At 68.7% G+C, this 12,589-nt stretch carries 10 protein-coding genes; 7 read left to right on the forward strand and 3 right to left on the reverse strand.

Going from position 1 to position 12,589, the window contains the following annotated elements:
* Window positions 1-54 precede the first annotated feature (54 nt).
* The 4 genes from KF689_12305 (at window position 55) to KF689_12320 (ending at window position 5,623) form a co-directional block, all read left to right on the forward strand.
* Window positions 55-1,755, forward strand: coding sequence for a hypothetical protein (locus tag KF689_12305; GenBank protein ID MBX3134154.1), 1,701 nt, complete (start codon window positions 55-57; stop codon window positions 1,753-1,755).
* A 7-nt stretch (window positions 1,756-1,762) separates the two neighbouring features.
* Complete coding sequence (locus KF689_12310; GenBank protein MBX3134155.1) at window positions 1,763-3,601, forward strand: hypothetical protein; 1,839 nt, start codon at window positions 1,763-1,765, stop codon at window positions 3,599-3,601.
* A gap of 79 nt (window positions 3,602-3,680) precedes the next feature.
* Window positions 3,681-4,427: an ATP-binding cassette domain-containing protein gene (locus tag KF689_12315; GenBank protein MBX3134156.1), complete on the forward strand. Its 747-nt coding sequence runs from the start codon at window positions 3,681-3,683 to the stop codon at window positions 4,425-4,427.
* On the forward strand, window positions 4,424-5,623 hold the full coding sequence (locus KF689_12320) for an ABC transporter permease (protein ID MBX3134157.1): 1,200 nt from the start codon (window positions 4,424-4,426) through the stop codon (window positions 5,621-5,623). Before KF689_12315 ends, KF689_12320 begins: the two co-directional genes overlap by 4 nt.
* Before the next feature lie 3 nt (window positions 5,624-5,626).
* Here KF689_12320 and KF689_12325 read toward each other — a convergent pair whose 3' ends face one another.
* The gene (locus KF689_12325) at window positions 5,627-6,049 is read right to left on the reverse strand and encodes a secondary thiamine-phosphate synthase enzyme YjbQ (protein MBX3134158.1); all 423 of its coding nucleotides are present in this window, start codon (window positions 6,047-6,049) and stop codon (window positions 5,627-5,629) included.
* 79 nt (window positions 6,050-6,128) lie between these two features.
* Here KF689_12325 and KF689_12330 point away from each other — a divergent pair, with 79 nt between their 5' ends.
* Window positions 6,129-6,482, forward strand: coding sequence for a winged helix-turn-helix transcriptional regulator (locus KF689_12330; protein MBX3134159.1), 354 nt, complete (start codon window positions 6,129-6,131; stop codon window positions 6,480-6,482).
* 20 nt (window positions 6,483-6,502) lie between these two features.
* Window positions 6,503-7,465: an SRPBCC domain-containing protein gene (locus KF689_12335; protein MBX3134160.1), complete on the forward strand. Its 963-nt coding sequence runs from the start codon at window positions 6,503-6,505 to the stop codon at window positions 7,463-7,465.
* 150 nt (window positions 7,466-7,615) lie between these two features.
* Here the strand turns inward: KF689_12335 and leuS are convergent, their stop codons facing one another.
* Complete coding sequence (leuS, locus tag KF689_12340; protein ID MBX3134161.1) at window positions 7,616-10,099, reverse strand: leucine--tRNA ligase; 2,484 nt, start codon at window positions 10,097-10,099, stop codon at window positions 7,616-7,618.
* Between the two features lie 77 nt (window positions 10,100-10,176).
* Here leuS and KF689_12345 point away from each other — a divergent pair, with 77 nt between their 5' ends.
* On the forward strand, window positions 10,177-11,460 hold the full coding sequence (locus KF689_12345) for a hypothetical protein (protein MBX3134162.1): 1,284 nt from the start codon (window positions 10,177-10,179) through the stop codon (window positions 11,458-11,460).
* Window positions 11,461-11,510: 50 nt separating this feature from the next.
* Here the strand turns inward: KF689_12345 and KF689_12350 are convergent, their stop codons facing one another.
* On the reverse strand, window positions 11,511-12,536 hold the full coding sequence (locus KF689_12350; GenBank protein MBX3134163.1) for a N(4)-(beta-N-acetylglucosaminyl)-L-asparaginase: 1,026 nt from the start codon (window positions 12,534-12,536) through the stop codon (window positions 11,511-11,513).
* Window positions 12,537-12,589: the final 53 nt, after the last annotated feature.

A 12,589-nucleotide genomic window follows, 5' to 3' on the forward strand; every position in this document is an offset into this window, starting at 1 on the left:
CAACGCCATCCCCCCGGCGGGCGTACACTTACTGTCCCTCACACCATTCCCACGATGCCACTCATCCGCTCGCTTGGCGTGCTCGCGTTGCTCGCGATGTTCGCCCTCCCGTCCGGCGCCCAAGGGCGTCCCACCGACGGGTACCACAGCGCCGCCCGGCTCGGCGCCGTCCTCGACTCCATCGCGCGCAGCAAGCCGAGCCTCGTGAAGGTCTCGGTGCTCGCCACCTCGCCCGGCCGACGCCCGGTGCATCTCGTGCGCCTCGGCGGCGCCGAAGAGAAGCCCGCGTTGCTCGTGCTCGCCGGCGCCTACGGCCCGCAGATCAGCTCCTCCGAGGTCGCCCTGCGCATCGTGCGCGACCTCGCGCGGCGCCACGGCAGCGACCAGGCCGTCACGCAGCTCCTCGCCAGCAACACCGTGTACGTCATCCCGCGGATGAACCCCGATGCCAGCGAGGCCTTCTTCGGCGCGCTGCGCTGGGAGCGCAAGGGCAACGAGTCGCCATTCGACGACGACCGCGATATGGCCGACGACGAAGACGGCCCCGATGACCTCAACGGCGACGGCCTCATCACGATGATGCGCGTGAAGGCCGCTGACGGCGAATGGATTCCCGACGCCGTCGATCCGGCGCTGATGCGTCGCGCCGACCGCACCAAGGGCGAACGCGGCATCTACCGCATCCTCGTCGAAGGCCGTGACAACGACAACGACGGCGAGTACAACGAGGACGCGGCGGGCGGCACCGACATCTCGCGCAACTTCGCCAACAACTATCGCTTCTTCTCCGAGAACGCCGGCCTGCACCCGTTCTCGGCCGAGGAGTCGCGGGCGGTGGCCGAGTTCGTGAGCACGCACGACCACATCGCTGCCGTGTACGTGCTCGGGATGCAGGACAACCTGCTGAAGCCCTGGGAAGGCCGTCGCGTCCCGGGCATCGGCGGGGCGCCGCAGGGCACCTCGGCCGGCGGACCGCTCACGGCCTCGCTGCCCGAGGACAACGGCTGGTTCAATGAAGTGTCGCGCCGCTTCAAGGCGACCACGGGCTGGAGCGAAGGCCCGGCCAGCGCCGCCGATCAGGGCGATCCGCTGTCCTGGGCCTACTTCCATATGGGACGCTTCGCCTTCGGCTCGCGCGTGTGGTGGCCGGGCAAGGCGCCGGCAGATACCGCCGCTGGCCGTCGCGCCCCGTCCCCCGACCCGCTGGCGACCGAACGCAACGACTACCGCTGGGTGAAAGCCAACCGACCCAACGGATTCGTGGAATGGACGCCCGTGTCGGGCTTCACGATTGATGGCGAGGCCGTGGAGGTCGGCGGCTTCGCGCCCTTCGCGCTGCTCAATCCGCTCGGCAGCGAACTCGACAGCCTCTCCGCCAAGCACACGGCTTTCGTCGTGGAGCTCACCGGACTGCTCCCCAAGGTCACCGCGCCGCGCGTGACCGTCACCGAAGTCGGCCCGCGCGTCTATCGCATCCAGGCCATCGTGCAGAACGACGGCTACCTGCCGAGCAACGCCGCCATCGGCGTGCGCTCGCGCCTGCCGCACCGCGTGCGCGTGGAGATGCGCCTCGGTCGCGACCAGCAGATGAGCGGCGGCCGCCCGATGAACTTCATCGGCGCGCTGCCGGGCAGTGGCGGCACCCAGACCTTCGAGTGGGTCATCGTCGGTGCACCAAACTCCACCGTGACCCTGACCGTGGGCTCGCCCCACGCCGGGCTCACCACCCAGACCATCACCCTCCGCGCGAGGTAAGCGACCGATGCCATTCGTTCGCCGTGTTTCGACCGCACCGCGCGTCGGTGCCTATCTGATGGCGGCGTTGCTCGCCGTCGCCCCGCTGGCCCTCGAAGCCCAGCGCATCCGTACCGCGCCGCCGCCGGTGCGGGCCACGCAGCCTCCGGTGGCCGGCGCGCTCGCCGCGCTTGGCTCGCCGCCGAACCCCAAGGTGGCCGTGAGCTGGGATCGCTTCTACGACCACGCCGGCCTGATGGAGATCGGCCGCCGGCTCGCGGCCGCGCACCCCGGCTTCATCAAAATGGGCAGCATCGGCCAGAGCACGCAGGGCCGCGATATGTTCCTGCTCACCGTCACCAACTTCTCCGTCGGCGACGCCGACAAGAAGCCGGCGATGTGGATCGACGGCAACATCCACGCCAACGAGATCCAGGGCGCCGAGTTCTCGCTGTACACGGCTTGGTACCTGGCCGAGATGGCCGATCGCGTGCCGGCCGTGGACTCGCTGCTGCGCAACTACACGCTGTACATCGTGCCCAGCATCAATCCCGACGGGCGCGACCACTACATCCACGAAGCCAACAACGCGAGCTCGCCGCGCACGGGCCTCGCCCCGCGCGACACCGACCACGACGGCAAGGTGGACGAGGACGGCCTCGACGACCTCAACGGCGACGGCCACATCACGCAGATGCGCCGCCGCAATCCCAACGGCCGCTGGCGCGTGAGCCCGGAAGATCCTCGCCTGCTGGTTCCGATCCTGCCCGGCGAGCAGGGCGAGTACGACCTGCTCGGCGCCGAAGGCTACGACAACGACGGCGACGGCTTCGTGAACGAGGACGGCCCCGGCGTCTACGACCCGAACCGCAACTGGCCCTGGCGCTGGGCGCCGCAGTACGTGCAGGGCGGCGCGGACCGTTATCCCGGTTCGCTGGTCGAGACGCGCAACATTATGGATTTCGTCATCAAGCACCCCAACATCGCGGGCGCGCAGAGCTACCACAACAGCGGCGGAATGCTGCTGCGCGGCCCCGGCGTGCCGCAGGACGAGTACCGCCCGCAGGACGTACAGGTCTTCGACCAGCTCGGCCGCGTCGGCGAGGAGATCCTGCCCGGCTACCGCTATATGATCGTCTGGAAGGACCTCTACACCGTGTGGGGCGGCGAGCTCGACTGGTTCTATGGCGCGCGCGGCATCCTCACGTTCTCCAACGAGCTGTGGACGCCGTTCCTGTACTTCTATCGCCAGGCCGGCGGCGGGGGCGGCGGCTTCGGCGGCGGCAACCCGCAGAACCGCCAGTTCCAGACCACCGAGTCGCGCTTCAATCGCCTGCTGCTGATGGGCGAGGCCTTCGTCGAGTGGACCGAGGTGGACCACCCGCAGTTCGGGAAGGTCGAGGTCGGCGGCTACAAGAAGAACTTCGGCCGCGTCGAGCCTGGCTTTATGCTCCAGAGCGACGGGCATCGCAATATGATGTTCACGCTCTACCAGACCTCGCAGATGCCGCTGGTCGAGGTGGACTCCGTGACCACGCGCGCACTGGGCAACGGCCTCACCGAGGTGACGGCCGTGGTGGTGAATCGCCGCCTCGCGCCGACGCACACGCAGCAGGATCTTGAGAACCGCATCTCGCGTCCGAATGTCATCAGCATCAGCGGCGGCCGCGTGATCTCGGGCTTCACCATCGACGATCCGCTGCAGGGCCACTCGACGGAGCAGAAGGTGAATCCGGCGAGCATCCGCGTGGCGAACATTCCCGGCAACGGGATCGTGCGCGTGAAGTGGATCGTCCAGGGTACCGGGCCGTTCACCGTGACCGCGGATTCGCAGAAGGGCGGGAGTTCGACGCGGCGGTCGCGGTAGGACGGCGTCCGCTGTTCACGAATGCGTCACACTCGAGGGGTCCCGGAAACGGGGCCCCTCGTGCATCGTATAGGCATCTATGACGGCACTCCTCCGAATTGAGTCGGTCGAGAAGACCTACGCGACCGTGCGCGCTGTCGCCGGCATCTCGCTCGATGTGCACGCTGGCGAGGCCGTCGCGCTGCTCGGCCCCAACGGCGCGGGCAAGACCACGCTACTCCGGATGCTCGTGGGCATCACCCGCCCCGACCGTGGGCGCATCCTGTGGGACGGCGCCGAGCGGGTGACACTTCCGGCATCCGAGATGGGCTATCTGCCCGAGGATCGCGGGCTGTATCAGGATATGCCGATTCTGCGCACACTGGCCTACTTTGCGCGGCTGCGCGGTGTGCCGGCGGTTGACGCAACACGCCGAGCTGCGGAGTGGCTCGCGCGATTCGAGCTTGCTGACCGAGCCGGCGAGAAGCTCAGCGCCCTCTCCAAGGGCAACCAACAGAAGGTGCAGTTCGCCGCCGCCGTACTACACGCGCCGCGCTTCGTCATCCTCGACGAACCGTTCAGCGGGCTCGACCCGCTCAACCAGGAACTGTTCCTCACATTGGTGCGCGAGCTGCGCGAACGCGGCACGACCATCCTCTTCAGCGCACACCAGATGTCGCTCGTCGAACGGATGGCCGACCGGGTCTTCGTGATGCACCGCGGGCGCGAGCTGTTGCACGCACCCACCGCTGAGCTCGTGGGCGGCGGGTCCCTGCACGACCTCTATGTGCAGAAGGTGCGTGAGGCCAACGCCGAGGCCGGCATTGCCGGCACGGAGGCCGCGTGACGCGCTGGCAGCAGACGCTGGAGGTGGCGCACTGGGAGTTCACGCGCTTCGTGAAGTGGAAGCAGCAACTCATTGGCCTCGCCGTGGTGCTCGCAATCGGCATCGGCAGTGGCTTCGTGGGACGGATGGCCGCGCAGGCCAAGCGCAAGCCGGTGCCGGTGGCCGCCGTCGGAGCCGAACGGCTGGAGTTCGCGTTGCCGGATGCGGCGCCCGTGGCCTGGGACTCCACGGAAGCCTGGACGGAGCACTCGGCCCGCGCGGCCGTCGAGAACGGACGCCTCAAGGGTCTGCTCCTCGTGCGCGAGGCGCGTGACGTCGAGCTCGTGCTGCGCGATCGCGCGGCGTGGACCGATGCCCTCGCGCGGCGCCTCGTCGAGACGCGGCAGGCCACGCTGCTCGCGCGGCTCGCGGCGACGACGCCGGACGGCGCCGCCCTCGTCTCGCCGCTCGACGTCCGGACGCAGTATACCGCTGCCGACGACGGAAGCGACGACGATGCGACGCGGGTCGCCGCCTTCGTCATCCTCTTCATCGGCGCCACGCTCATCCTCGGCGGCTTCGGCACGATGTTCGCCGGCATCACCGGCGAGAAGCAGCAGCGGGTGACCGAGCAGCTCGTCGCCATCGTGCCGCCGCAGGTGTGGATGGATGGTAAGATCATCGGGCTGGCTGCGGCGGCCGTCGTCGGCACCGCACTCACGGCGTCGGCCGTCTTCGCCGTCTTCCGCCTGCTGCCGTTCTTGTTCGGACGCCCGCAGTTCTCCCTGCCACCGATCGCCTCGGCCTGGGGCACGCTCGCGCTCGTGTTGGTCATCACGCTGCTGGGCGTCGCGATGTGGTTCGCGTTTATGGCGGCCATCGCGGCGAGCATCGACGATCCCAACAGCTCCACGCGTACCTTGCTGCTGTTCGCCCCGATGGCACCGCTCGGCGTCGCGCTGGCGCTGACGGAGCGTGCCGACACCGGCATTGCGCAGGCACTGTCCCTCTTCCCGCTGACGGCCACCGCGGTCCTGCCGACGCGACTGGTGCTCACGACGGTGCCGTGGTGGGAGGTCGCAGCGTCACTCGCGTTCTTGCTCGGCGCCGTGTGGCTGTTCCGGCGCGCGGCAGGCAAGATCTTCGGCTTGGCGATCCTGACCTACGGCAAGGAGCCCTCGCTGCGCGAGATGCTGCGCTGGATACGGCAGGCGTAGCGCTCAACGCTCCCCGACAATCTTGACGATCACCCGCTTGCGCCGCTGCCCGTCCCACTCGCCGTAGAACACGCGCTGCCAGGGCCCGAGGTCCAGCGCGCCGGCGGTCACCGGCACGATCACCTCGTGCCCGATGGTCAGCGAGCGCAGGTGCGCCGCCGCGTTGTCCTCGCCGGTCTCGTTGTGCCGGTACCGGTCCGGATCCCACGGCGCCACGCTGTGCTCCAACCAGTGCAGGATGTCGTGCCACAGCCCGGACTCGTGGTCGTTCACGAAGACCGAGGCCGTGATGTGCATCGCCGACACCAGCGCGAAGCCCTCGCGGATGCCGCTCGCCTGCAGCTGCTCGGCCACGGTGTCGGTGATGTCGATGAGCTCCTGACGACGCTTGGTCTCGAACCACAGGTAGTGCGTGTGTGCCGGCATTCGCGGTCCCGGAGGAGGGTTCGGTTCGAATATGCGGGGGGCTTGCGCGATCTGCCGGGGCCTGATAACCTACAACCATATGGTTGCACGTTCTCCCCTCCCCGCGGCGGATCTGGACCGGCTGTTCCGCGCCCTCGCCGACGGCACGCGCCGCGACATCGTCGCGCGGGTTCTCGCCGGCGAGGAGGCGTCCGTGTCCGCACTCGCGGCGCGCTACGATATGTCCTTCGCGGCCGTGCAGAAGCACGTGGCCGTGCTGGAGGAGGCTGGACTCGTGACCAAACGTCCCCACGGCCGCGAGCGCCTCGTGCGCGGCAACCCGGAGCGCATCGCGCGGGCGCGCGAGCTGCTCCTGCAACTCGAGCAGCTCTGGCTGTCGCGCTTCAGCCAGCTCGATGCCATCCTCGCCGAACCCCGTCCCCCCAAGGAGTAGCAGCAATGCCCGTCACCAGCATCGCCTCGAACGCCGCCGACCTCACGATGACCATCGAGGCCGAGTATCCCTGCTCGGTCGAGCGCCTCTGGGAGGCGTACTCGGACCCTCGCCAGCTCGAGCGCTTCTGGGGCCCCGAGCAGTGGCCGGCCACGTTCACGCGCCACGATATGCGCGTGGGCGGCGAGTCGCACTACTATATGACGGGCCCTGACGGTCAGCGCTCGAGCGGCTGGTTCCGCTTCCTCACCGTCGAGCCCGGCAAGCGCTTCGAGGTCGAGGACGGCTTCTCCAACCCCGACGGTAGCCGCAACGATGCGATGCCCTCGATGCGAATGGTCTTCACCTTCACCGCCACGAAGCAGGGTTCACGCTTCAAGAGCGTGACGTACTTCCCCAGCCTCGAGGCGATGGAAGAGCTCGTGAAGATGGGAATGGTGGAAGGCACGAAGTCGGCGATGAGCCAGATCGACGCCGTGCTCGCGGACCTCAAGACCTTCGCCGCCTCGCGGCCCACCGAGGCCCAGATCCTCAACGACACGCAGATCCGCGTCAGCCGCGTGATCCGCGGCTCGGTCCAGGACGTTTGGCGTGCGCACCACGAGCCCGCCCTGATGCAGCGCTGGCTGCTCGGCCCCGATGGCTGGACGATGCCGGTCTGCGAGATCGCGACCAAGGTCGGCCAGCGCTACCGCTTCGAGTGGGAAGCCGAGGACAAGTCGCAGCGCTTCGGCTTCGTCGGCGAGCTCCTCGAGTCCGCACCGCCCTACCGCGCCGTCACCACCGAGCAGATGATCGGGATGGACGGCGAGCCGTCGAAGAACGAGATGACCCTCACCGCCGTCCCCGCCGGCACCCTGCTCAGCATCGTCATCACCTATCCCAACAAGGAGGTGCGCGACATCGTGCTCGGCACCGGAATGACGGTCGGGATGGAGACGAGTTACGCGCGGTTGGAGAGGGAGATCCTCGTCGCGGCCTGAACGGCATTCACCACAGAGGGCACAGAGTCCACAGAGAACCACCACTACACGTGCTTTGGGGGCTCGTACCGAAGCATCGGTTCGAGCCCCCAGAAAAGGCAGTTGTAGTTCTCTGTGCCCTCTGTGCCCTCTGTGGTGAACCGCAGTCCCTCACAGGACCACGTTCAGCAACCGCCCCGGCACCAGAATCACCTTCCTCGGCTCCCCGGTGATGAACTTCCCGATCACCGGATCCGCCTTGGCCGCCGCCAGCGCGGCCTCCTGTGTCACGTCCTTCGGGACCAGCACCTTGCCGCGCGTCTTGCCGCCCACCTGCACGACGAGTTCGATCTCGTCGCTCACCAGCAGCGCCGGATCGTAGGCCGGCCAGCGCGAGTCGAACACGCTCGTCTGGTGCCCCAAGATCGCCCACAGTTCCTCGGCCACGTGCGGCGCGAACGGCGCCACGAGCTGCACCACCGGCTCCACCTCGGCGCGGGCGGCCGTGCGCTCGTTCTTCCGCACCGTGTTCATATACTCCATCATCGCGGCGATGGCGGTGTTGTAGCTCAGCGCCGGCACGTCCTCGCCCACCTTCTTGATCGTCGCGTGCAGCTTGCGCTGCACCTCGGCGTCGGGCGCCGCCGCGTCGTCACGGTCGCGCACCGCGATCCACAGGCGGTCCAGGAAGCGCTTCACGCCGCTGATGCCGCCGTCGCGGAAATCGCCGCCCTCCTCGAAGGGGCCGAGGAACATCAGGTAGGTGCGGAACGCATCCGCGCCCCACTGCTCGATGTACTCGTCCGGGTTCACCACGTTGCCGCGCGACTTCGACATCTTCGCGCCCTCGCGGATGATCAACCCGTGCGCGCGGAACTTCGTGAACGGCTCCTCGAAGTCGAGCAGCCCCGCGTCGTGCAGCACCATCGTGATGAAGCGCGAGTACAGCAGGTGCAGCACGGCGTGCTCGTTGCCGCCGATGTACGTCGTCACCGGCAGCCACTTCTTCGTCGTGGCGGCGTCGAAGGCCACGTCGTCGCGGCCCACGCTGGGGTAACGGAGGAAGTACCAGGCCGAGTCGAGGAAGGTGTCGCTGACATCGGTCTCGCGCCGCGCCTGCTTGCCGCAGGTCGGGCACGGCACGTGATACCACTCCTCGTGGCGCGCCAGCGGCGAGATGCCCGAGTCGTCCGGCTTGAAGTCGGGGATGTCAGGCAGCAGCACCGGCAGCTGCGACTCCGGCACCGGCACGGTGCCGCAGGCGTCGCAGTAGATAATCGGGATCGGCGGACCCCAGTAGCGCTGCCGCGAGATGCACCAGTCGTGCAGACGGTAGTTCGTCACCGCCTCGCCGGCACGGCGCTCCGCCAGCCACGCGGTGACCTTGGCCTTGCCCTCGTCCACACCGAGCCCGTCGAACTGCTCGGAGTTCACGAGCACGCCGTCGCCGACGTAGGCCGCATCGCCGAGCGGCGTCTTGGCATCGTCGCCCGGGCCGGCCACCACGCGCAGGATCGGCAGCTCGAACTTCGTCGCAAACTCGAAGTCGCGTTCATCGTGGCCCGGCACCGCCATAATCGCGCCGGTTCCGTACTCCATCAGCACGTAGTCGGCGATCCAGATCGGGATCATCTCGCCGGTGGCCGGGTTCACCGCGTACGAGCCGGTGAACTCGCCCGTCTTCTCCTTGCTGGTCTTGCGGCTCACGAGGTCCTGCTTGGCGGCACGCGCGCGATACTCGCGCACCACGCCCTCCTGCATCGGCGTCGTGAGCTCCTCCACCAGCGGATGCTCCGGCGCCAGCACCAAGTACGTCGCGCCGAAGATCGTGTCCGGGCGCGTGGTGAAGACCTCGATGCTCGTGCGGTCGGTGCGCAGCTCCGTAGTCACCGCCACGGCCGAGCTGCCGGCGTCGGCCAGCGGGTCGAGCACCGGGAAGCGCAGGCGCGCGCCGTCGGAGCGGCCGATCCAGTTCCGCTGCGCCTGCTTGGTCGTCGCCGACCAGTCCATCGTGTCGAGATTGGCCAGCAGGCGCGGCGCGTACTTGGAGATGTTGAAGAACCACTGCTCCAGGAAGCGCTGCTCGACCATCGTGCCGCAGCGCTCGCAGGCGCCGTTCACGACCTGCTCGTTGGCGAGCACCGTCTTGCACGACGGGCACCAGTTCACCGCCGCCGCCTTCTTGTAAGCCAGGCCCTGCTTGTGCAGCTGCAGGAACACCCACTGCGTCCACTTGTAGTACGCGGGGTCGGTCGTATCCACCGACTTGGACCAATCCACCATCAGGCCGGCGCGGTCGAGCTGCCGGCGGAAGTTCCGGATGTTGCTCGGAATCAGCTCCATCGGATGCCGCCCGACCTTCAGCGCGAAGTTCTCCGAGTGGATGCCGAACGCGTCGTAGCCCAGCGGCTCGAAGACCGTGTGGCCTTGCAGGCGCTGGAAGCGCGCATAGATATCACAACCAGTGAACGCGAAGAGATTCCCCACGTGCAGGCCTTCGGCCGACGGGTAGGGGAACATCATCAAGGCGTAGAACGGGCGCTCGCCGGTCGCGAGGTCGGTGCGGTGCGTACCGCGCTCGGCCCAACGCTCCCGCCAACGCGCCTCGACCACTGCCGGATCGTAGGTCACGGGCTCAGGAACTGATGCAGTCATCGTCTGTGGAAAGGAATTCCTTGAATCTAGCTCCCTCCCGAACGGCCTCCAACACGGATGCCGCTCCCGACGCCGCCGTGCGCACGCACGTCATCGACCGCGTCGCCGACTGGGCGGCCATCCTCGGCTCCCTCGCCGTGCTGGTGCTGCTCTGGGCCGGCTGGGCCACCTTCGGCACACTGGCCTCGGCCGGCGACCTCGTCTGGATGCTGGCCCTGCTGCTCGCCGTGGCCGTGGCGTCGTCGGCCTTGGTCTTCCGGCTCCTCATCTCGCCGATCGTCGGAAACCAGCTCCGCGGCCTCGCCGACGTCGCCGAGGCCATCGCTGCCGGCGACCTCACGCGCACGCCCGAGGCGGCCAGCGCGGGCGGCCAGCTCGGGCGGCTCGGCCGCGCGATGGTCGAGATGACGTCCACGCTCCGCCGCTTGGCCGGCCTCATCCACGAGAACGGTGCGGCCACCTCCGTCAACGCCTCCGAAATCACCGCCAGCACCGAGCATATGGCGCAGGCCGCGTCGGGCATCGCCGAGACGGCCAGCACGCTCAGCGACGAGGCCGCCGGAATGGCCCAGACCATCCGCCTGCTCAGCGAAGATGCCACGCGGCTGGCCACGTTGGCGGGCAATGTGTCCGCCGGCGCCGCCGATGGTCTCGCGCGCAACGACCGCCTCAAGACGCTGGCCACCGAGAACGCCACGCTGCTCGACGAGAGCGCGCGCCGGCTCGACGACCTGGCCGTGGACGTGCAGGAGGGCGCCAAGGCCACCGAGGCGCTGGCCACGGCCTCCGACGAGATCCGTGCCTTCGTCGCGCTGGTGCAGAAGATCGCGCGGCAGTCCAAGCTGCTCGCGCTCAATGCGGCGATGGAGGCCGCGCGTGCCGGCGAGCACGGCGAAGGCTTCACCGTCGTCGCCAACGAAGTGCGCCGCCTCGCACAGAACACCGCCGAAGCCGCCGAGCAGACGGACCAGTTGATGAAATCGCTGATCGCGCAGATGGAAGCCGCCAGCACCAGCGGCCTGCGCGCCCGCAGCGCCGTCGAGGCCGTGCGCGGCGCCACGACGCGCGGCCGGCAGGCCTTCGCGCAGGTCGAGCGCGCCGTCGGCGACGCCGAGCTCTGGGTCTCGGCGATGGCCTCCTCCGCCGCCTCGGGTCAGGCCCTCGCCGCCGAAATCACCGCCAAGCTCGGATCGCTCTCTCAGGGCACGCAGGCCTTCGCCGACTCGATGCAGGACGTCGCCGCCGCCAGCGAGGAGCAGAGCGCCAGCACGCAGGAAATCGCCGCCGCGGCGAACTCGTTGGTGAAAGCGGCGGTGGCAGTCGAGCGGACGGCAAAGTCCTTCAAGACGGATGACGGATGACGGATGACGGATGACGGATGCGGACAAGCTTCCGTCATCCGTCATCCGTCCTATCTCCTGTACATATACGCACAGCGCTCCAACCGCGCCCCGCGCTCATCGCAGACCGCGAACTGCGCCCCTTCGTACAGGCAGGCCCCGGCGTAGCGTCCGTCCTTGTGCACCACGTAGAACTGGAGATCGAACTTCGGGCGGCCGCGCTCGTCGAGCAGGCGCGCCTCGGTCATCGCGACGATGCGCTCCATCGTCTTCATCGCCGCCGCCTCGGGCGCGAGGCCCTGGCGCATAAACTCCACGATCAAGAACGACGCGCAGGTCTTGATGTTGGCCTCGCCGCGGCCGGTGCTGCCTGCCGCGCCGACGAGGTTGTCGCAGTACTGACCGGCCCCGATGATCGGTGAGTCGCCCACGCGCCCCGGCACCTTCCACGCCATCCCGCTGGTGGTCGTCACGGAGCTGATGTCCCCGCGCGCGTCCACGGCGTTCATATTGATCGTGCCGGTCGTGAACTTGATGTCCACGTCGCCATCGTAGTCGAGGAAGGCGTCGTTCGGGTTCAGCCGCGCGCGCCAGCGCAGCCATTCCTGCCGCGTCTTCTCGGTGAGCAGGTTCTGCGGCGTGAAGCCCATCTCCAGCGCGAAGCGCCGCGCGTCCTGGCCCACGAGCATCACGTGGTCGGTGTAATCCATCACCGCCTTGGCCACGAGGCTCGGCGTGGCGATGTCCTCGAGGCAGGCCACGGCGCCGGCGCGCTTGGTGGGACCGTGCATACAGCTGGCGTCGAGCTGCACGACGCCGTCGCGGTTCGGCAGGCCGCCGAGGCCCACTGATGTGTCCTCGGGATCCAGCTCCTGGATGTTCACGCCCGCGATGATCGCGTCGAGCGCGTCGGTGCCTGCGACGATGCGGTCGTAGGCGAGGCGCACTCCGCGCAGGCCGTTGGCCGAGGCCACCACGGTGGGGCGCGCGCGCAGCAGAGTCGCAATGGGCGCAGCGGCGGCCGCTGTGGTCGGGAGGGCCGTCGCCCCGAGAGCGGCGGCGGACGTGGCGAGGAAATCGCGGCGGGTCGTAGGCATCGGCGGGCGGGTTCGGGGTCTGCGGTATGCTAGTCCCTCCGCCCGCCTCGCGT

This window comes from Gemmatimonadaceae bacterium (assembly GCA_019637355.1).
Taxonomy (GTDB): Bacteria; Gemmatimonadota; Gemmatimonadetes; order Gemmatimonadales; family Gemmatimonadaceae; genus Pseudogemmatithrix.

Coding starts and splice junctions, on each gene's coding strand:
- KF689_12305 (MBX3134154.1), top strand. CDS start 55: ATGCCACTCATCCGCTCGCTTGGCGTGCTCGCGTTGCTCGCGATGTTC.
- KF689_12310 (MBX3134155.1), top strand. CDS start 1,763: ATGCCATTCGTTCGCCGTGTTTCGACCGCACCGCGCGTCGGTGCCTAT.
- KF689_12315 (MBX3134156.1), top strand. CDS start 3,681: ATGACGGCACTCCTCCGAATTGAGTCGGTCGAGAAGACCTACGCGACC.
- KF689_12325 (MBX3134158.1), bottom strand. CDS start 6,049: ATGCCGGCACACACGCACTACCTGTGGTTCGAGACCAAGCGTCGTCAG.
- KF689_12330 (MBX3134159.1), top strand. CDS start 6,129: ATGGTTGCACGTTCTCCCCTCCCCGCGGCGGATCTGGACCGGCTGTTC.
- leuS (MBX3134161.1), bottom strand. CDS start 10,099: ATGACTGCATCAGTTCCTGAGCCCGTGACCTACGATCCGGCAGTGGTC.
- KF689_12350 (MBX3134163.1), bottom strand. CDS start 12,536: ATGCCTACGACCCGCCGCGATTTCCTCGCCACGTCCGCCGCCGCTCTC.